We start from the raw sequence: 20509 nt of genomic DNA, 5'->3' as shown, positions 1-20509 counted from the left end.
CCTTGGGTGGGCATATCTTGTCCGGGATATATTGCCTGTTCCCATAGTCTGGCTGTCGCTGTTATATTATATAAGGTGTAACTTGTATTTAATTGTCGACAAACTGTGAAGTCTTGATGGTCACCATCGTGCGGATTACGTTGGCGTGCGGGTAGCCTCCTTTGCGGATGGCCCGCATGACTCTTCTTGCTGTATCATAGCTGGTGAAGTTGCCTACGAGACACATCCAGCGCGGGGGATAGAAATGGACATACACCGGCTGCTCAGGGAACAGTTCCTTGGCTTTCTGTCCGGCTTTGTCCGCCTGTTGATGTGCTATGCGTGTGTTGCCGCCGCTGAAGACCTGTACACGGAATCCTCTCACCTTCTTTATCCCTTTCCTGACTCGTCTGGTCACAAGACGCGTGTCTTCCATCTCGTCCGGTGCAGGGACGTGCGGTCTTCTGACTAAACGTTTTACCAGTTTTGTCCTCACAGCCTCACGGGGCTGCAGGGTGCTGTTGTCCGGCCGTGCGATCTCCGGCTTGTGGTCGTTGAGCTTAGGTACAGCCAGCTGCCTTGTTTCCTGTGGCTTGACCGCCGGGCGTGCTGTCTCATGCTGACTCTCTACTTTTTTCCGGTCTTTGTTCGTTTTCTTTGCTGCTTTCTTTCCGTTGACAAGTGCGTCGATTTCGGCACTCTGTGTCACCGTCACCGACCCCTGGGCATCTGCCGCCACAACGGCTGTCAGCATGAACATTATGATTGTAAGGAGTCTTTTCATTATCTGTAATAGTTAAAACAGGATTCTATTGGCGCAAAAGAAGGCCAATAGAATCCTTTTTTTTGTTTCTGTTGGTTACTTCTTCCAAGCATCGATGATGCCCTTGAAGTCAGCAGCCTTCAGCGAAGCACCGCCGATCAGGCCGCCGTCGATGTCAGGCTTGGCGAACAGTTCGGGAGCGTTGCTTGCCTTGCAGCTGCCGCCGTAGAGGATGGAGGTCTCTTCGGCCACTTCCTTGCCGTACTTCTCTGCAACGATTGAACGGATGTAAGCCAGCATCTCCTGCGCCTGGTCGGATGTGGCGGTCTTGCCGGTACCGATGGCCCAGATCGGTTCGTAAGCGAGGATGATGCTCTTCCACTCCTCTGCCGTGAGGTTGAATACGGAACCGTCGAGTTCTGCCTTTACCACCTCGTTCTGCTTCTCAGCCTCGCGCTCCTCGAGGGTCTCGCCGCAGCAGAAGATGACCTTCAGGCCGTTGGCCAGTGCCAGACGTACCTTCTCCTTCAGAATCTCTGCTGTCTCGCCGTAGTACTGGCGACGCTCCGAGTGCCCGAGGATGACGTACTGTGCGCCCGTGCTCTTTACCATCGCTGCTGACACTTCGCCCGTGTAGGCACCTTTTTCCTTGTCGGCGCAGTTCTCTGCACCCAGACCTACGAGGCTGCTGTCCAGCACTTGTGCAACACTTGCAAGATGGATGAACGGCGTACAGATGACAACGTCACAGTTCGGCTTCTCTGCCTTCAGCGACTCGTTGATTTCCTTTGCCAGTGCGACACCCTCCTGCAGGGTCTCGTTCATCTTCCAGTTACCTGCTACAATTTTCTTTCTCATTTGTCTTTTACGTTTTAAGAGTTGATATAATTTGTTTGACTGTTCTTTCTGCTTCAGCCAGTCTTCCTTCTGCCTGAGCCATTCCTCACGTTTTCGCACCCATCTTGTCCACGACCAGATGCGGTCGGCAGCAATCAGGAAAGCCAGTGGGAAGACATAGCAGACGATGATCAGTACAATCTTTGTCCATGTCCTGTCTTCCGGTTCCCGTCCGGTTTCTATCAGCGAGAGCGGTGCGTTGAGTTCGGCCTGCTGCGGCAGGTCATTGTGGCTCCATTTGTTGATGATAGTTCCCTTGTAGAGCAGCACCAGCCCCGGATTGCTGCGGATGACGGTCTTCAGTGTCGTGCCGTCCGTCGTATAGAAAGGATATTCCGCACCGGTGATGTCCCGCCAGTGCTTCACGGCCTTCTCAGTACTGGCTGTGAGACCGTAGAAACCGTATCCGTTCTCCTTGGCGTATTCGTAGACGGCATCGATTTCGCCGAAGTTGCTGTCGTCGGCACGCTCCAGCACGGGGGCGATGAGCAGGAAGGTATATCCGTCCCGGGTCAGTATGCTGTCCGTCAGGTCGTCGCCGGTCTGCTGGTCGGTGATGGAGAAGTCGTGGATAGGCGGCTCGTAGCCCTGCTCCAGGATTTCCTGATGGGTGTCCTTGAACACCCATGTCGAGTCGTCATAAGGGTAGTTGTCCTCCGTGAACTCCTTGGTAACGCCATTCTTCTCGCAGATGAAGGTGGTCTTGTAGACAGTCTGCTTCGCCCCTTTCGGTATCTCCATTCCCTTCTTGATGTTCTGGCCGATGTGATAGGGGCGGAAGTCGAAGATGGGAAGGTGGTAGAGGCTCAACAGGGAAGCCGTGAGGATGAAGGCGATGGTGAAGTAGAAGGCTATCCACTGGTTGGTCTTCGAGATGAACCGCACCTGATACAGCGGCCATCGTGTCAGGACGATAGAAGCCGACAGCAGGACGACATTCTTGAGAAACGTCTGTGTGTTCGTAAGGCGTATGGCATCGCCGAAGCAGCCGCAGTCCTGTATGGGGTCGCTGACGGTGAGCCACAGCGTCACGGCCGTCATCACTGCCATGAATGCCAGAGTCACCTTGCTTGCCAGCCGCCGGCGGATGGCGAGCAGCAGCAGTACGCCCAGTGTGAACTCTACGGCCGACAGTCCCACGGCCAGCATCAGCTGTGCCCAGTCCGGGACGTATGCCGACAGCTGTACGGCCTCCAGGTATTCTGCAATCTTGTACTGCGATCCCAGCGGGTCGATTGCCTTGACGAATCCCGAGAAGATGAACGTCAGTGCCAGCAGCGCACGGCACACATTTACCGATATGGACTTGGTTTTATTCATGCAGTTTGATGGCCCCGAAAACGGCATAGTTCATTATGTCCATGTAATTGGCATCGATACCCTCGCTGACGAGTGTCTCTCCGCCGCGGTCCTCGATTTCCTTGATGCGTTCTATTTTCGTGAGGATAAGGTCGGTATAGCTGCTTACACGCATATCGCGCCATGCCTCGCCGTAGTCATGGTTCTTCTTTATCATCAGCTCGTAGGCTTCCTTTGCATAGCTGTCATAGAGTGCCAATGCCTCGTCCGGACTCATGTCAACGCTGTCGACAAAGCCTTTTGCCAGCTGGATAAGTCCCACGATGCTGTAGTTGATCAAGGCGATGAACTCCGGACGGACAGCTTCTCCCACCAGGTTCTCCCCCGTGATTTCCAGCGATCGGATGCGTTTCGCCTTGATGAAAAGCTGGTCGGTGAGGGATGATGGGCGCAGGATGCGCCATGATGCGCCATAGTCGTGGAGCTTCTTTGCAAAAAGGCTTCTGCATTCAGCGAGCACGTCCTGAAATTCCTGCTGTGTCTTTGTCTGTTGACTTGTCATTGTCTTATCTTGATTTGACTGCAAAAATACTTATTTTCATTGTAATAAACGAATGAATTAACAACTATTCCCATACGGAAAGGTGATTGCAAGGCATCGATAGGGTGTCGGCAAGGCGGGGTCGCAGGATGACCGGTTACACAAACAGACACCCGGCAGTCAGGATGGTAGCTATGGTGTGGTCGTAACCACACACGACAGCTACTGTATTCCCGACCGCCTGGGACTTGCATTCCCGATTGCTTGGGAACAGCTGTCCCGAGGCTTGGGACTCGCATTCCCAAGCGGTTGGGAATGTTTGCTGCATATACTTTTTTCGTTGTATTTGTTTATCTTATGAAATTATCCTTCAAATGTGCAGTTGATGATACAGTGGAGGTCTGCTCGTTTTTCACCTTATTCTCCGTATCATTTGTAGAACTAAAGTAATTTGTGTAACTTTGCAATGCTTTTTATATTATAAAAAACAACATTATTCTATGCGAGATCTCTCAGATGCCGAACTGGCACAGCTTTTAGATAAAGATATTTTCCATCATATTTCAGGTGCGGCCGACAAACTGGGCCTTGAATGCTATGTGGTAGGCGGTTATGTGCGCGACCTGTTCCTGGAACGTCCGTCGAATGATATTGACGTGGTGGTCGTGGGAAGCGGTATTCAGGTGGCAAGCGAGCTGAAGTCCGTTCTGGGGAAGAAGGCGCATCTGTCCGTCTTCCGTAATTTCGGTACGGCACAGGTGAAGTATAAGGACACGGAGGTGGAGTTCGTCGGGGCACGGAAGGAGAGTTACAGCCACGACAGCCGGAAGCCTGTCGTGGAGGACGGTACGCTGGAGGACGACCAGAACCGCCGCGACTTCACTATCAATGCGCTGGCCGTCTGCCTGAACAGGGAACGCTTCGGCGAGCTTGTCGACCCTTTCGGCGGTGTCGACGACCTTTGGGACGGCATTATCCGTACACCGCTCGACCCTGACGTTACCTTTTCTGACGACCCGCTGCGCATGATGCGGTGCGTGCGCTTTGCCACACAGCTCAATTTCCTCATTGAGGATGAAACCTTCGAGGCCCTGGAACGCAATGCCGACCGGATCAGAATCGTCAGCGGGGAACGCATCGAGGAGGAACTGAACAAAATCATGATGACACCGACACCCAGCAAGGGCTTTGTCGATCTGTACCGCTGCGGGCTTCTGCAGCTCATTCTCCCGGAACTCGTCGCGCTGGATGTGGTCGAGACAAGGAACGGACGGGCGCACAAGAACAATTTTTACCATACGCTGGAGGTGCTGGACAACATCTGCAGGCATACGGACAATCTCTGGCTGCGATGGGCCGCCCTGCTGCACGACATAGGAAAGGCGAAGTGCAAGCGTTGGGATGCGGCAGCCGGCTGGACTTTCCATAACCATAACTTCGTGGGGGCGAAAATGGTTCCGGCTATCTTCCGGCGGCTGAAGCTGCCGATGGACAGCAAGATGAAGTATGTGCAGAAGCTGGTCGACCTTCATATGCGGCCGATCGTCATCGCCGACGAGGAGGTGTCGGACTCGGCTGTCCGCCGGCTGATGAACGATGCCGGCGACGATATTGACGACCTGATGACGCTCTGCGAAGCAGACATAACAAGCAAGAATGCTGTACGGAAGAAACGCTTCCTTGACAATTTCCGCATTGTCCGCGAGAAGCTCAGGGACCTCAAGGAGCGCGACTACAAACGTCTGCTGCAGCCCTGCATTGACGGCAATGAGATTATGGAGATGTTCCATCTCAGACCGAGCAGAGAGGTGGGGACGCTGAAGCAGACGCTGAAGGATGCCGTGCTCGACAACCAGGTGCCCAATGAGCGTGAACCTCTGCTGGCACTGTTGAGGAAGAAGGCCGCAGAACTGGAACTGATATAGACAAATATTGTTAAAAGGGGAACTATGAATGCGGGAACTTCCGATATTAATGTGTACTTTTGCACGTTGGAAACTGATAGGTGTTTATTCGGTTTTCAACGTGTGTTGTTTTTAGAGAAACGGCCGGGACGCATCGGGATTGATCCTGCCATATAGAAATGAAATGAAAGAGAATATATAACTATTGTAGGTATGAAGAAAAATAAAATCTTACTGTCTGCCTTGGCGGCAGTGGCGTTACTCACCAGTTGCGGCGGCGGTCGGCAGGGACTCCCGACAAGTAATGAGTATCCCGTGATTACGATTGGAGCATCCAATGCACAGCTGAAGACGACTTATCCTGCCACCATCAAGGGTGTACAGGATGTGGAGGTGCGTCCGAAGGTCAGTGGTTTCATCACTAAGCTGAATGTACATGAAGGCGAATATGTCCGTGCCGGACAGGTGCTCTTTGTCATTGACAATGCGACCTATCAGGCTGCTGTCCGTCAGGCACAAGCACAGGTCAACTCGGCACAGAGCAGTGTCGCACAGGCACAGGCCGGTGTTGTGCAGGCCAATGCAAGTCTGAACTCTGCCAATGCGCAGGCAGCTACCTCCCGTCTGACCTACAGCAACAGCAAGAACCTCTATAATAACAAGGTGATCGGCGACTATGAGCTGCAGTCGGCAAAGAATGCCTACGAAACGGCACAGGCTGCTGTGCGTCAGGCACAGAGCGGTGTGGCATCGGCCAATGCTGCTGTGCGCCAGGCGGAAGCGGGCGTACGTCAGGCGCAGGCCATGCTCGCATCGGCGAAGGATAACCTTGGTTTCTGTTACGTGAAGAGTCCGGCATCGGGCTATATCGGCAGTCTTCCCTTCAAGGAGGGGGCACTGGTCAGTCCGTCATCGGCCCAGCCCGTGACGACGGTCAGCAATACTTCTTCCATGGAGGTCTACTTCTCGATGACCGAATCTGACATATTGAATCTGAGCCGCAAGGACAATGGACTGGCCAATGCCATCAAGGCTTTCCCGGGTGTAAGCCTGTTGCTGGCTGACGGTTCTACCTATAACCACGAGGGTGCAATCGTCAAGACAAGCGGTGTCATCGATGCCGCTACGGGAACGGTAAGCGTCATCGCACGCTTTCCCAACCCGGAGCATCTGCTGAAGAGCGGCGGCAGCGGTCAGATTGTCATTGCCCGGAGCAACAACCACGCGCTGCTGGTACCGCAGGAGGCAACCGTGCAGGTTCAGAACAAGATTTTCGTCTACAAGGTGGATGGTAACAATAAGGTGCATTACAGCGAGATTACCGTCGACCCGCAGAACGACGGCATCAATTACATTGTGACGAGTGGTCTGAAGATGGGCGACCGTATCGTGACCAAGGGTGTCTCGAGCCTTGAAGACGGTGCGCAGATCAAAGCTCTCACGCCGGCTGAATACGACGAAGCCATCAGGAAATCGGAAAAACTCGGCGAGAACCAAAGCTCTGCATCAGGCTTCCTGAAGGCGATGAAGGGAGAAGACAAATAGTTGACAGGTGTTGAACGTCAGGTGATGATGTCCGGTGACAAGCCATCATCCCATCTCCCTGAAGAGGATAGACGACAATACGTCAGCATCTGACATCCGCAATTTAACAACCAGTATTATGACATTTACGAATTTTATCAAACGACCGGTACTCTCGACGGTTATATCCATCTTCTTCGTACTTCTGGGTGCGATTGGATTGGTGTCGCTGCCCATCGAGCGGTATCCGGATATCGCCCCTCCTACGATTTCCATCATGACCTCGTATCAGGGTGCTGATGCCCAGACGGTATTGAACTCTGTCATCACGCCTTTGGAGGAGAGTATCAACGGTGTGGAGAACATGACCTATATGCAGTCTACCGCCACAAACAACGGTACGGCTATGATTACGGTCTACTTCAAACAGGGGTCTGACCCTGACATGGCTGCCATCAATGTGCAGAACCGTGTGTCGCAGGCACAGGCACTGTTGCCGGCAGAGGTGACGCGAGTGGGTGTGACGGTATCGAAACGACAGACCTCCAATGTGGTCATGTACTCGCTGACGACGGACGACGGTCGATATGACGACGAGTTCCTGACGAACTATAACAACATCAACATCGTGCCGATGCTGAAGCGTATCAGCGGAGTCGGTGATGTGCAGACACCGGGTGTGAAGACTTATTCCATGCGCATCTGGCTGCAGCCGGAGAAGATGAAGCAGTACGGACTGGTGCCGTCTGACATTTCGGGGGCTTTGGCAGAGCAGAACATCGAGGCTGCACCAGGTTCTTTCGGCGAGCAGAGCAACTTGAAGTACGAGTACACCATGCGCTACAAGGGCCGTCTGAAGACCCCGGAAGAGTATGGCAATATCATCATCTCGAGCAACACGAATGGCCAGACCCTTCACCTGCGTGATGTGGCAAAGGTTGAAATGGGCGGTCTGCAGTATTCTGTTGCGATAAAGAACAACAACCGTCCGGCTGTCATCGGTATGGTCAATCAGATTGCAGGGTCCAATGCTACGGATATCGCCAACAATGTGAAGGCTGCTCTGGCTGATGCACAGAAGCAGATGCCGCCGGGCATGAAGGTGACGATAGAGCAGGACGTAACCGAGTTCCTCTTCGCTTCCATCGAAGAGGTGATACGTACGCTGATAATCACGCTGGTATTGGTGTTCTTTGTCGTATATGTCTTTTTGCAGGACTTCCGTTCGACTTTGATTCCTATGATTGCCGTGCCGGTGGCCCTGATCGGTACATTCTTCTTCCTCTGGGTATTCGGCTTCTCCATCAACTTGCTGACGCTCTCGGCCTTGCTCTTGGCGATTGCCATCGTGGTCGATGATGCCATCGTGGTGGTCGAGGCTGTCCATGCCAAGCTCGACCTGGGCTATAAGAGTGCCTTGACAGCAGCCATTGATGCGATGAACGAGATTTCGGGAGCCATCATCTCTATTACCCTGGTGATGTCTGCCGTGTTCGTCCCGGTATCGTTCATCGGGGGTACTTCCGGTACGTTCTACCGTGAGTTCGGTGTGACGATGGCCGTGTCTATCGTTATCTCTGCATTGAATGCTCTGACGCTTTCCCCGGCTCTCTGCGCCATCTTCCTGAAGCCGCACGGCAAGGATGAAGAGGGAAAGAAACTCTCACGCATTGACCGTTTCCATGCCGCTTTCAATGTCCAGTATGAGAAAGTCAACGGCAGATATCAGAAGATTGTCGAGAAGATCATCGGGCACCAGTGGATTTCAGGCATTGCGGTCGTTGTAGGCGTCATCGCTCTTGTACTGGCAATGACCTTTACCAAGACCGGTCTTGTGCCGGATGAGGATACAGGTACGCTGTTCGCCATGGTAAGTATGTCGCCGGGTACCTCACAGGCCGAGACGCAGAAGGTGACCGACCAGATTGACAAGATGCTGGCAAGCAACCCCTACATCGAACGCCGGGAGCAGATTGTAGGTTACAATTTCCTGGCAGGTCAGGGTTCCGACCAGGCGACTTTCATCATCAAGCTGAAACCGTTTGCCGAGCGTGAGTACGGTCTGTTCGACCGTATCAAGTCGGTCTTCACAGGTGCCGGTATTGCCGGTCTCTTCATCGACCCTACGTCATCCAACATGGTGCTGGGCATGATCTACAAGCAGACAGCCAGCATCAAGGGCGCACAGGTGATAGCGTTCGCACCGCCTATGATTCCGGGTTATGCCATGTCGAACGGTCTCTCGTTCTCGCTGGAAGACAGGACGGGCGGCGACCTCAACAAGTTCTTCAATATTGCGCAGACCTATCTGAAGGAGCTGAACAAACGTCCGGAGTTCAGCCGTGCGCTTACCACGTACAACCCTAACTATCCGCAGTACATGGTTGATGTGGATGTCGCCAAGGCCAAGCAGGCCGGTACGTCACCGGCCGCCATCCTCTCTGTGCTGCAGGGATATTATGGCGGTATGTACGCCTCTAACTTCAATGCCTATGGAAAGCTCTTCCGTGTCATGATACAGGGAACTGCGGAAAGCAGGATGAGCGAGTCCGGGTTGAGCAACATTTACGTGCGCACAGCTTCAGGTATGGCACCTGTAAGCGAGTTCTGTTCGCTGAAGCGTGTTTACGGTCCATCGAACATTGCACGTTTCAACCTCTTTACCTCCATCTCCGTGACGGCTACACCGGCCGACGGCTATTCTTCCGGTCAGGCTATCCAGGCTGCAGAGGAGGTTGCCAAGCAGGTTCTTCCACAGGGATACAGCTATGAATTCTCAGGTCTGACACGTTCGGAACAGGAGTCGTCGAACTCTACTGCAATGATCTTCATCCTCTGCTTTGTCTTCGTTTACCTGATTCTGAGTGCCCAGTATGAGAGTTACATCCTGCCGCTGGCAGTCATCCTCTCCATTCCGTTCGGTCTGGCAGGAGCGTTCATCTTCACGATGCTCTTCGGTCACAGCAACGATATCTATATGCAGATTTCCCTGATCATGCTAGTGGGCCTGCTGGCAAAGAACGCCATCCTTATCGTCGAGTTTGCTCTTGAACGCCGCCGCACGGGTATGGCCATCAAGTATGCGGCCATCCTGGGGGCCGGAGCACGTCTCCGTCCTATCCTGATGACATCACTGGCGATGGTCATCGGTCTATTGCCGCTGATGTTTGCAAGTGGCGTAGGACATAACGGCAACCAGACGCTGGGTGCTGCTGCTGTCGGCGGTATGCTGATCGGTACGCTCTGTCAGGTCTTTGTCGTACCTGCCTTGTTCTCTGTATTCCAGTATTTGCAGGAATGCGTCAAGCCGCTCGTCTTCGATGATGAGGCAGACCGGAAAGTCAAGAAAGAACTTGAGCAGTATGTCAAGGGACCTGCTACCGATTATGTAGTTGAAGAGTAATAATAAACGAACGATAATGAAGAAAAGAAATATATTCATCCTGGCTCTCACAGCTCTGTCACTGACAGGCTGCAAGAGTCTCTATGGCACTTATGAGCGTCCTGACGTGAAGGTGAACGGCATTGTGCGCGATCCTGTCGATGACAAGGCGACACTGGAAGGTGCCAACGATTTTGGCAATCTTCCATGGCGCAGTGTCTTCACGGACCCGCAGTTGCAGGCACTTATCGAGAAAGCACTCAACAATAACCCAGACCTGCTCAATGCCGCATTGAACATTGACATTGCCGAACAGCAGGTCAAGACTTCCAAGCTGGCCTTCCTGCCGTCAGTCGTATTCGCACCGACAGGGACCATCTCTCACTTCGGGTCACACACGTCATCGACACAGGCTTACACCCTTCCGGTTTCTGCCAGCTGGGATGTAGACCTCTTCGGAAAGCTGCGTTCGGCGAAGAAGGCGGCACAGATGATGCTCATCCAGTCGCATGACTATCAGGTTTCAGTGCAGACTACGCTTATCTGCAGTGTCGCCAATCTCTATTATACGCTCTTGATGCTCGATCAGCAGAAGCAGATAGTCGATGATATGTCAGGGCTGACGAAGAACACCTGGGACATGATGAAGCTGCAGATGGAGTACGGGCGTGCCCGCTCAACAAGCGTACAGAGTGCGGAGTCAGCGTATTACAGTGTACAGACGCAGTCGGCTGACATCCGCAGGCAGATTCGTGAGACGGAAAATACGCTCAGCTTGCTTCTCGGTGAACCGGCACAGGGTATAGCCCGAGGCAGTCTGGATAGCCAGAGCCTGCCGACCAGCTTCTCCGGCGGCATTGGTGTGCAGCTGTTGAGCAACCGTGCTGATGTCCATGCCAACGAGATGGCACTGGCGCAGTGCTTCTATAACATTCAGGAGGCCCGTAGCCGTTTCTATCCTGCACTGAACATATCGCCGACGGGTGCCTGGACCAACAGCAATGGCATGGTGAACCCCGGCAAGCTGTTGCTGAGCGTCGTGGGTAGTCTGACACAGCCCATCTTCATGCGCGGACAGCTGAAGGCCGGTCTGCGTGTGGCGCAGGACAAGTACAAGCAGGCTTACAACACATGGCAGAACAGCATTCTCAAAGCCGGGTCGGAGGTCAGCAATGCACTTGTTGCCTATAATTCGGCGAATGAGAAAGAACAGCTGCGGAAGCAGCAAATCGGTGTGTTGAAGAGGAACGTAGACGACACGCAGATGCTTTACGCACAGAGTTCAAGCACTTATCTGGAGGTCATCACCGCACAGCAGAGCCTGCTCAATGCCGAGATTTCACAGGTACAGGAGCAGTTTTCGAAGCTGCAGGCAATTGTAAACCTTTACAATGCGCTTGGTGGCGGTTCCAAGTAATTCATCATTTAATTTTCAAGATTATGAGTAGCGTAATCAGTCCAAAAGCCGAGGTGTCCCCAAAGGCAAAGATTGGAGACGGCTGTAAGATATTCCCGTTTGTATATATAGAGGATGATGTTGTCATAGGCGACAATTGCATTATCTTCCCTTTCGTGAGCATTCTGAACGGTACACGGATGGGAAACGGAAATAAGATTCATCAGTGTTCTGTACTTGCTGCCCTTCCGCAGGATTTCAACTTCGTAGGCGAGAAGAGCGAGCTTGTCATGGGCGACAACAATATCATCCGTGAGAATGTGGTTGTCAACCGTGCCACGCATCGCGGCTGCAAGACGGTTCTCGGTTCAAACAACTTCCTGATGGAGGGTGCGCATATCAGCCATGACACTGTTGTCGGCGATCGTTGCATCTTCGGCTATGGTGCAAAGATAGCGGGCGACTGTAAAATCGATGACGGTGCAGTCATTCTGTCTAATGTCGTCGAGAAAGCGAATACCCGTGTAGGGCAGTATGCCGTGGTACAGGCCGGCACGACTTTTTCGAAGGACGTGCCGCCTTATATTGTTGCAGGCGGCAGCCCGGCGGGCTATCACGGCGTTAATCCGAATATCGGAGAGGCAGCAGGGGTGGAAGAAAAGGTCCAGAAGCATATTGCCAATGCCTATCGTCTGTTGTTCCATGGGCAGACATCCGTGTTCGATGCCTGCATCCAGATAGACCAGCAGGTGCCTGACTCCGCAGAAATCCGTAGTATCGTGGATTTCGTGCGTGGTACAGAAGAGGGAATCATCAGTAAATTATAATTTTTCATATCTATAGGACTTATGGTAATCAAAGGGAGCTGTCCGTGAGGTTGGCTCCCTTTTTTTCGATTCTTCCGTTAAAAGCATAGACAGGCTTATTTCTCGGCTCTTATTCGTGGTATACAAGGAAATCTGCCTGTGAAGTCAAGACTGATGAAAATAGATTCTTATGAATTGTGAATCTGCAATCATCTCAGACATTTTTTTGTTACTGTCTGGGATGATTGCTTTATTGTATATTGATCAGGCGCTGCTTCTACTTCTTTTTCAAGACAATCTGCCGGCTTGTAAATTCATAGGCACGATCGAGGACACCGAGCAGCTGGCTCCATCCGGCAGCAGGGACACGCTGCTGTTTATAAACCTTTTGAAATGTGATGATCAGCTTGTCATTGTCTACATCGGCTTTTGTGTTGAAAGACATGGCTTCGTTGTCAACATTATTGTTGAGTTTCCGCAGGCTCTCCGCTGATACGACATAGTCTGACGGAATATCAAGCCTGACGGTAATAGCGAGTGTGCTGGGGTAGTCATAGTTGACATCAGTGTCGCGCTGGCGGTCCCGGCCCTCAATATGTACCTGTTGTCCGAAAAGCTGCCCCACGGAAACGACAAGGTTACGGCCGGCCTTCTTGACCAGTCCGTCCATCTGATAGTCGGTCGTATAGGCAAACGGCTTGTTGTTCTCGCCGCAGCTGTTCACGGTTGTCGCATTGATCTTCACAGGAGCTTTGTCATGATAGGCTTTGATTTCCTCGGCAAAGTTCTCCGCCACCGCTTTCTTGTCCTGTTCGGCACGCTCTGCCGCCCTTGCCTTTGCCTCGTTCGGCTTCAGGAAAAGCTCGTCGGCAAAGCCCTGGTAGCCGTAGGGCGCACCCCATGCCTTGCTCAATTCGTCGGCTGTCGTCAATCCTGGGATGACGTCTTCTTTCTCGCATCCCGTGAGTGTCGTCTGCCGGACGATGTTCAGTATCGTACCGTCAATGGCAGCATCGATTTCCTCTTTCTCCACATTGTCGGAAGCCTTGCTCAGAGCGAGCCTGAACCTTGTGAACGGTCCTTTCTGGAATTTCTTGGGTTTGCCGGTGCTGATGGCATCCCGGTTCTGGTAGATGGACGGGATGATGTCCGAACTGATGGCATTCTCGAGCGGGAAGTAGCATTTACCGCTCTTGAGCATGATGAAACGTGTCGCGTTGCCGTAGTTGATGAGCTTGTCCATAGGCTCGTTATAACTGTTGGTAACCAATGCGCGTGAGTAGGGAATTTTCAGCTTGTCAAGGACGTAAGGAAACAGGTTTGAGAAATCGAATGCTTTTTCGTAAGGTCTCTTGAAGACCAGGGTCTTCATTACCATGAAGTTATACACGTAATCGGCCTTTTCCTCGTCACTGCCCAGTTTCTTCGCTTCCTTTACAGCCTTTTCAAATTTCTTGTTGAGAGTCCATTTCAGTTTGTACTCGGCCCAGGGTGTCCAGGCATCTTCCTGTATGACCTCGGCCGGAGGGTTCGCCTGCAGCCCTTTCTTCTTCGCACTCTTCGGCATATACTCCAGTGTAACGTCCGCTGTCACATAGAGCATGGTGTAAGGTGCCTGCATGATAGGATTATAGGCGTAGTCGGGGAACGTCTTGTCGATGTTCTTTGCATGGACATCCAGCACGATGTCGCCGTCTTTCTCGCTGGCGGTGAAGTCCGGAGCACCGTTCATCGTGCGGTATTGCGTGCAGAGGTGCTTGTCGATGGCGCAGTGGATCTGGTAGTCGAGGATAGGATATTTTCCGCCGAAGAGGAACAGCACCGGGTCGATGTTTTCCTCTTTCAGCTTGTCGTAATCGTAGATGAAGTAGTCGATCATGTCGCCTACCTGCAGGTCGGGTACGGCCAGCTTGGCACGCTTGTCCTTTCCGTTCTTGCCTTCGTCGTCATTCTTGTATTCGTCATTGCTCACTTCCTTGACGGTGCCGTCCGGCTTGATGACTTTCACACCGAGGACACTCTTGTGTATGTCCGTCCACCATCCTGCGTTGTGCGACTTCTCATAGCTCCGAATATCGAAGGTAGAGTATTTCTCCAGAGCAGATTTGTCGTTGATTTTCACGAGGTAGCGCCGGATATGGACGGCTTTGTTGTTGGCGGTGACTCCGAGTTCCAAGAAGTTGAAACTCGTGCCTTTGTCAACGGTCAGCTCCTCGTAGAAAGCCATGACCACGGCCGACTCGTTCTTGTACCGGGCCGGGACGGTGCGATTGTTGAACTGTGGCAGGTCTTTGCCCCACACCTCTTCTTTCACTTTCTGGACGTACTTCAGATAGTCGTCGTTGTCGAAAGCCATTGCCGGCAGTGAAAGAAGCACCAGCAGCAGCATTGCTAATTGTTTTTTCATATTCATAATGTTGTCAGATGTTTTTATTGTTGTAGTAGGGGCGGAAAACAGTCTAGAGCTGAAAAGTCAAGCTCCGTTGCCTCCTTCACCGCTTGAGCACCACCTGTTCGTTGCAGGCGTCTTTCCATTTGCTTACGGTCTCGTTCCATTTCGGGATATTGGCAAGCGGTATGCGGCGGTGATTGATCTGCATTTTCTGATGGAAGACAATGGTGTTCCCCTTCCTTGAGAATCTGCAGGTAAGCACACCTTCCGGGGTTGAAAAAGTCTTGGAAGGTGGCAGATAGTCAACCTTGTAGCCGGCAGGGACCGTGAAGACAGCCTGCCTGACAATGTTGCATCGCACAGGCAGATAGTAGTCGTTGACACGCCGGGTGGTGTCGATGCGGCTGTCGAAGAGGTTGTTGTGCGGATTCAGCTCGATGTAGACTTCTCCGTCCATCAGCTGTATAGCCGCCTTGTTGGTGATGCTGCCCGTAAAGCGTGCCCATTCGTGGCGGGCATCCTTGTCGGCCCACTTCACGTCTGTCACGGTCATGCTGTGGGCATCGGAGTTCAGATTGCTGACCAGGATGTCGTCGCGGTTCTTGTTGCCGGCATCGTCTATCGTGCTCATGAACCACTCCTTCATGTCGCCGCGGAGGCTGTAGGCAGCTTTGCCGACAAGTGCATCTCCCTGCAGGCTGTACTGATAGACAAGGCTGTCGATGGATGCGTCAGCTCTCTGTACCGGTACGATCTGCATCAGCGGTCTGTCTCCGTTCTCTATCATTGCTTCCGAACCTTGTATGTGCTGCGGGGTGTATGTATAGGGTATGTGGTTGCAGGTTGCATCGATATAGTGCGTCTTCCCCTTGTAAAAGAGCGTGCAGATGACGTGATTGGCACTGGCGAGTGTCGGCACGTCGCTCATTCTGTAAGGAATCTCATCCGTACCGATGTCCGTCAGCCGGGCATCAAACCCCTGTGCCTTGAGGAGGGTCTTCAGCAGCAGAGCCATGCCTTTGCAGTCTCCATACCGTTTGCGGAGCACCTCCTTAGGGGTGTCCGGGCGATGTCCTGAAAGTCCGGCTTCAAAGGCTACATAGCGGATATGATCCTGAATCCACCGATAAGTATTGCTTATGTGGTCCTCTTCCGTCTTGCTGTCTTTGTTGATTTCCTGTAACAGTTTCTTCAGATCGGGTATCTCACAGTCGACACTGGCCATTTCCTTCGACCAGCTGTAGAGGTCGTTCACGTCTTTGAATGGTCCTGTGACAAGCAGATAAGGATAGACATTCGATACCGGTGGCATCATCTTCTCCTGCCTCATACGGCAGGCATTCGTCATGGTGTATTGATAAATGTCACCCTCCGCTGTCGTTTTGTGACTTGTCTGGATGTTGAATCCCTGAAAGTTCATCTCCTTGATGCTGTATCCTGCCAGCTGCCTGGGTATGGTGATTGTCACGGTCTTGTTACGGATAAAGTAGTTTTCCAGCAGGTACACCCGTGTAAAGTATTTGATGTCCTTGAAAGTCCGTTCGTAGGAGGCACTGCAGGTCTTTCCTTTCTTGTCGATATAGCCCTGTATGACGCAAGCCTTCGTGTCGTCATAGAATACGTTTTCTGGCGTGACGTTCTGGTAGGTCTTCTGTCCTCTTCCCGACACGTCGTCCAAGGTGATGAACTCGCCGTACAGTATGTCGGTCTCCGGACGTACCGTGCCGGTCGAGTTCGACTGGTAGGTAATTTCCTTTGAGTTCTTCACAATGGGTTTCCCATGTTCAAGCGTCAAGGTGTACTGTTCGTTGCATTGTGAGACGAGAATCTGGTCGTCCCACTGTTGTGCGTGTGATGCCGATGGTACCAGCATCAGCATTGCAGCTCCTGCTGGCAGGAAGAGCTGTTTTGTGTAGTAGTTCATATTCAGTTATGTATTTGTTGTTTCAATTGTATGCGTTGGCTTGAATCCCTAGGACAGGCGATTGCCGGAGTCCCGCCATACGGTCGGGGCGGTGTCCGGTCATATGGGAATGTTGTTCCCAGGCGTTGGGAATGCTGTTCCCAGATGTCGGGAATGCTGTTCCCAAGTGCCGGGAACGCAGTTCACGATACTCCTTATGACGGGAGCTTTGTAGCTGTCCGGCGTATAGATGGTCAGCTGTCGGCCGCCAGCTTCGCCGCCAGATACTTCCCTGTCAGGCTGTCCTTGCATCGGGCAACCTCCTCAGGCGTACCTGCTGCGACGAGCTGTCCGCCCTTGTCGCCGCCGTCGGGGCCGAGGTCGATGACGTGGTCGGCACATTTGATGACATCGAGGTTGTGTTCGATGACAAGTATGCTGTGCCCACGGTCGATGAGGGCATCGAAGGCATGCAGCAGCCGCTGGATGTCGTGGAAGTGCAGGCCTGTCGTCGGTTCGTCGAAGATGAAGAGCGTCGGCTCCTGCTGCTCCTGTCCGATGAAGTAGGCGAGTTTGACACGCTGGTTTTCGCCGCCGGAGAGTGTCGACGAGCTTTGTCCGAGCTTGATATAGCCCAGGCCGACATCCTCCAGGGGCTTCAGTCTGCTGACAATCGCCCTGCGCTTATGCTTGCTGAAGAACTGGATAGCCTCGGAAACGGTCATGTTCAGAATGTCGTTGATGTTCTTTCCCTGGAACTGTACGTCGAGGATTTCACGCTTGAAACGCTGTCCGTGACATTCTTCACATTCCAGCACGAGATCGGCCATGAACTGCATTTCCACCGTGATGACTCCCGCACCCTTGCATTCTTCGCATCGGCCGCCCTCGGTGTTGAACGAGAAATACTGCGGTGTGTAGCCCATCTGTTTGGATAGCTGCTGTTCGGCGAAGAGCTTTCTGATTTCATCGTATGCCTTCACATAGGTAGCCGGGTTGGAACGTGTGCTCTTGCCGATGGGGTTCTGGTCTACAAACTCTACGTGTCTGATCTGTTTCCAGTCGCCGCCCAGCGATGAATATTCGCCCGGCGTGTCGGCTATCTCGTCCAGGTGACGTTTGAGGGCAGGATAGAGGATTCCTTTTACGAGGGATGACTTTCCGCTGCCGCTGACTCCTGTCACGACAGTGAGTACATTCAGCGGAAACTTTACGTCCACTCCTTTCAGGTTGTTCATGCGTGCCCCTTTCAGTTCTATCGCCATGTTCCATGGGCGTCGGCCGGCAGGGATCTTGATGACTTCTGCACCGGTGAGATACTTGATGGTATAAGAGCGTGGATATTGCTCCAGCAGCTGTCGCGATGCCTTGTCGGCTGCATCTTCAACGTTGTTCTTTATCTGTTGGATGTCCGACACTTTTCCCTCGAAGACGATTTCGCCGCCCAGGCGGCCTGCATCCGGCCCGACATCAATCAGGTAGTCGGCAGCACGCATGATTTCCTCGTCATGCTCTACTACAATCACTGTGTTGCCCAATGCCTGGAGTTCTTTCAGTACATGGATGAGGCGGGCTGTGTCACGGCTGTGCAGTCCGATGGAGGGCTCGTCGAGGATGTAGAGCGATCCGACGAGTGACGAGCCGAGGGAGGTGGTGAGGTTGATGCGCTGGCTTTCGCCTCCGCTCAGCGAATTTGACTGCCGGTTGAGCGTCAGATAGCCCAGACCGACGTCCAGCAGGAACTGCAGCCGGTTCTTTATTTCGGTCATCAGCCGCTTGCTGATCTCCTGTTCATGTTCCGTCAGTTCCAGCCGGTCGAACCATTCCTTGAGATTGACGATGGGCATATCTACAAGATCAGTGATGGCCTTTCCATCTATCTTCACCCATGTCGCTTCCTTTTTCAGCTTCGTGCCGTGACAGTCCGGACATACGGTCTTGCCCCGATAACGGCTCAGCATGACGCGGTACTGTATCTTGTATTGGTTCTCTTTCAGCATCTGGAAGAAGGCATCGATGCAGACGCGGTCGTGGATGTCTGCCTTCCGCTCGCTGGGCAGTCCTTTCCAAAGGCTCTCCTTCTCCGACTTCGTCAGTTCATAGTAGGGCTTGAAGATGGGGAAGTCGTCTTTTGCCGCCCGCCGGCAGAACTCCTCTTTCCACGTGGCCATCTTGTCGCCGTGCCAGCATTGCACGCAGCCGTCATAGACGGAGAGGGAGGAGTCGGGGATGACCAGCTTCTCGTCGATGCCGATGATGCGTCCGAACCCTTCGCACGTGGGACAGGCCCCGAGGGGGGAATTGAAAGAGAACATATTGTCGTTCGGCTCTTCAAAACGGATGCCGTCGGCCTCAAATCGGGTAGAGAAGTCGTAGGTGATCCTGGCAGGGAGAATCATCAGCTGCATATTGCCGTCGCCCTCATAGAAGGCGGTTTCGCAGGAGTCGGTGAGCCGGCTGATTGCGTCCTTGGAACTGTCAACAGCCATACGGTCGATGACCAGACAGACTCTTTCCGTTGCTTCTTGTGTTTTTCCATTCCTTTCTTCATTGGAAGGATGTGCAGCCAGCCAGTCTTCAATGCGTATGAAGTCGCCGCCGGCATAGATGCGGGCATAGCCCTCCTGCAGTTCCATCTCAAGCTGCTGCTGTATGCTTCTGCCTTCAACGATATGAAGCGGCGCAAGGATGCAGAACTTTGTCCCTTTCGAGTAGGATTCCACTTTCTCAATCACATCCTCTACGGAATGATGTTTCACTTCTTCGCCTGATATGGGGCTGAAGGTGCGGCCTATGCGTGCGTAGAGCAGGCGCAGGTATTCGTAGATTTCGGTAGAAGTGCCGACAGTCGAGCGGGGATTACGCGAGACGACTTTCTGCTCGATGGCAATGGCCGGTGGAAGGCCCTTGATGAAGTCGACCTCCGGTTTCGACATCCTGCCCAGGAACTGCCGGGCGTATGCAGAGAGACTTTCGACGTACCGGCGCTGTCCTTCGGCATAAAGCGTGTCGAAGGCAAGTGATGACTTCCCCGAACCCGACACGCCTGTGATGGCTATGAACTGTCCTTGAGGAATCTTCACATTGATGTTCTTCAGGTTGTTGACCCTGGCACCTTTCACCTCAATATACTTCGTTGTTTCTTTCTTCTTTCCTTCCAACATCATTCGGTGTTATTTCTTATCGACTCTTAAAAGAGTTTTAAAGGAGCAATGGTAAAATGCAAAATTACAAAAAACTTTTGGTTCTTTCTGATATTTGGTTTATATTTGTAGCCGACATTTATTTTAAAGAACAAAGTTATGAGAGTTAAGGAATTATTGGTCATGGCTTTGCTGGTATGCCCTATGGCGGGTATGGCACAGAGCACATACGAGCAGATTGGTGATTCTGCCAAGACGACACAGGTAGAGAATAAGAAGGTCAGTGCGGCTTTCCAGCAGTGGCTGGGTCAGTATGAGGAATGCGGTCGTAAGATCAATGAGGTGTCAGAACAGTATCAGCGCGAAGTTGACAAGCGTGGCTATCCGAAGAAGAAGACAGTGCAGGCGAAGATGGCACTGGTAAATCAGTACATCAGTCTGTTGAAGCAGGAACGTGATTCTCCGGAACTGAACCAGGATCTGGATGTTGAGAAGGTCAACAGCAAAATCAGTATGTGGCAGAGTCAGCTCGAGGGACTGTCGGCTTTGTTGAAGAAAATCTGAACAGGCTTCAATATAT

The 20509-nt window shown here is 52.6% G+C and carries 12 protein-coding genes; 6 read left to right on the top strand and 6 right to left on the bottom strand.

Going from position 1 to position 20509, the window contains the following annotated elements; genetic code table 11:
* Positions 1-88: 88 nt before the first annotated feature.
* From DYH27_RS05485 to DYH27_RS05475, 3 genes are all read right to left on the bottom strand, one after another.
* Complete coding sequence (locus DYH27_RS05485) at positions 89-763, bottom strand: SPOR domain-containing protein (RefSeq protein ID WP_025067777.1); 675 nt, start codon at positions 761-763, stop codon at positions 89-91.
* A 75-nt stretch (positions 764-838) separates the two neighbouring features.
* Complete coding sequence (locus DYH27_RS05480; RefSeq protein WP_025067776.1) at positions 839-2959, bottom strand: BT_3928 family protein; 2121 nt, start codon at positions 2957-2959, stop codon at positions 839-841.
* A complete protein-coding gene (locus DYH27_RS05475) occupies positions 2952-3500 on the bottom strand; it encodes a DUF1599 domain-containing protein (protein WP_025067775.1) in 549 nt (182 codons plus the stop codon). Before DYH27_RS05475 ends, DYH27_RS05480 begins: the two co-directional genes overlap by 8 nt.
* 479 nt (positions 3501-3979) lie before the next feature.
* Here DYH27_RS05475 and DYH27_RS05470 point away from each other — a divergent pair, with 479 nt between their 5' ends.
* The 5 genes from DYH27_RS05470 to lpxA all read left to right on the top strand — a co-directional run bounded on the left by DYH27_RS05470 (position 3980) and on the right by lpxA (position 12512).
* Positions 3980-5404: a CCA tRNA nucleotidyltransferase gene (locus DYH27_RS05470; RefSeq protein WP_013671131.1), complete on the top strand. Its 1425-nt coding sequence runs from the start codon at positions 3980-3982 to the stop codon at positions 5402-5404.
* A gap of 192 nt (positions 5405-5596) precedes the next feature.
* Positions 5597-6928, top strand: coding sequence for an efflux RND transporter periplasmic adaptor subunit (locus DYH27_RS05465; protein ID WP_029216485.1), 1332 nt, complete (start codon positions 5597-5599; stop codon positions 6926-6928).
* Between the two features lie 118 nt (positions 6929-7046).
* A complete protein-coding gene (locus tag DYH27_RS05460; RefSeq protein ID WP_025067774.1) occupies positions 7047-10310 on the top strand; it encodes an efflux RND transporter permease subunit in 3264 nt (1087 codons plus the stop codon).
* Between the two features lie 16 nt (positions 10311-10326).
* Positions 10327-11706 carry an efflux transporter outer membrane subunit gene (locus tag DYH27_RS05455; protein ID WP_025067773.1) on the top strand — a complete coding sequence of 460 codons (1380 nt, stop codon included), beginning with the start codon at positions 10327-10329 and terminating at the stop codon, positions 11704-11706.
* Positions 11707-11729: 23 nt separating this feature from the next.
* Entirely contained in the window at positions 11730-12512 is a 783-nt protein-coding gene (lpxA, locus tag DYH27_RS05450) for an acyl-ACP--UDP-N-acetylglucosamine O-acyltransferase (RefSeq protein WP_013671135.1), read from the top strand.
* 256 nt (positions 12513-12768) lie between these two features.
* Here lpxA and DYH27_RS05445 read toward each other — a convergent pair whose 3' ends face one another.
* The 3 genes from DYH27_RS05445 to uvrA form a co-directional block, all read right to left on the bottom strand.
* The gene (locus DYH27_RS05445) at positions 12769-14898 is read right to left on the bottom strand and encodes a DUF3857 domain-containing protein (RefSeq protein ID WP_025067772.1); all 2130 of its coding nucleotides are present in this window, start codon (positions 14896-14898) and stop codon (positions 12769-12771) included.
* A gap of 85 nt (positions 14899-14983) precedes the next feature.
* Positions 14984-16807, bottom strand: a complete 1824-nt coding sequence (locus DYH27_RS05440; RefSeq protein WP_013671137.1) for a transglutaminase domain-containing protein — start codon at positions 16805-16807, stop codon at positions 14984-14986.
* A gap of 233 nt (positions 16808-17040) precedes the next feature.
* Positions 17041-19953, bottom strand: a complete 2913-nt coding sequence (gene uvrA, locus DYH27_RS05435) for an excinuclease ABC subunit UvrA (protein WP_013671138.1) — start codon at positions 19951-19953, stop codon at positions 17041-17043.
* A 135-nt stretch (positions 19954-20088) separates the two neighbouring features.
* On the opposite strand from uvrA, the gene DYH27_RS05430 reads away from it, so the two are divergent.
* Complete coding sequence (locus DYH27_RS05430) at positions 20089-20493, top strand: hypothetical protein (protein WP_025067771.1); 405 nt, start codon at positions 20089-20091, stop codon at positions 20491-20493.
* The last annotated feature ends 16 nt before the right edge of the window (positions 20494-20509 follow it).

Source organism: Prevotella denticola (assembly GCF_900454835.1).
In the GTDB taxonomy this organism is placed as follows: domain Bacteria; phylum Bacteroidota; class Bacteroidia; order Bacteroidales; family Bacteroidaceae; genus Prevotella; species Prevotella denticola.
The sequence above is the reverse complement of the archived record's forward strand: the minus strand, read 5'-3'. Positions and strand labels throughout refer to the sequence as shown.

Excerpts from the sequence above, each read along its gene's own strand:
- DYH27_RS05485 (WP_025067777.1), bottom strand. The coding sequence starts at position 763 with ATGAAAAGACTCCTTACAATCATAATGTTCATGCTGACAGCCGTTGTG.
- DYH27_RS05480 (WP_025067776.1), bottom strand. The coding sequence starts at position 2,959 with ATGAATAAAACCAAGTCCATATCGGTAAATGTGTGCCGTGCGCTGCTG.
- DYH27_RS05475 (WP_025067775.1), bottom strand. The coding sequence starts at position 3,500 with ATGACAAGTCAACAGACAAAGACACAGCAGGAATTTCAGGACGTGCTC.
- DYH27_RS05470 (WP_013671131.1), top strand. The coding sequence starts at position 3,980 with ATGCGAGATCTCTCAGATGCCGAACTGGCACAGCTTTTAGATAAAGAT.
- DYH27_RS05465 (WP_029216485.1), top strand. The coding sequence starts at position 5,597 with ATGAAGAAAAATAAAATCTTACTGTCTGCCTTGGCGGCAGTGGCGTTA.
- DYH27_RS05460 (WP_025067774.1), top strand. The coding sequence starts at position 7,047 with ATGACATTTACGAATTTTATCAAACGACCGGTACTCTCGACGGTTATA.
- DYH27_RS05455 (WP_025067773.1), top strand. The coding sequence starts at position 10,327 with ATGAAGAAAAGAAATATATTCATCCTGGCTCTCACAGCTCTGTCACTG.
- lpxA (WP_013671135.1), top strand. The coding sequence starts at position 11,730 with ATGAGTAGCGTAATCAGTCCAAAAGCCGAGGTGTCCCCAAAGGCAAAG.
- DYH27_RS05445 (WP_025067772.1), bottom strand. The coding sequence starts at position 14,898 with ATGAAAAAACAATTAGCAATGCTGCTGCTGGTGCTTCTTTCACTGCCG.
- DYH27_RS05440 (WP_013671137.1), bottom strand. The coding sequence starts at position 16,807 with ATGAACTACTACACAAAACAGCTCTTCCTGCCAGCAGGAGCTGCAATG.
- uvrA (WP_013671138.1), bottom strand. The coding sequence starts at position 19,953 with ATGATGTTGGAAGGAAAGAAGAAAGAAACAACGAAGTATATTGAGGTG.
- DYH27_RS05430 (WP_025067771.1), top strand. The coding sequence starts at position 20,089 with ATGAGAGTTAAGGAATTATTGGTCATGGCTTTGCTGGTATGCCCTATG.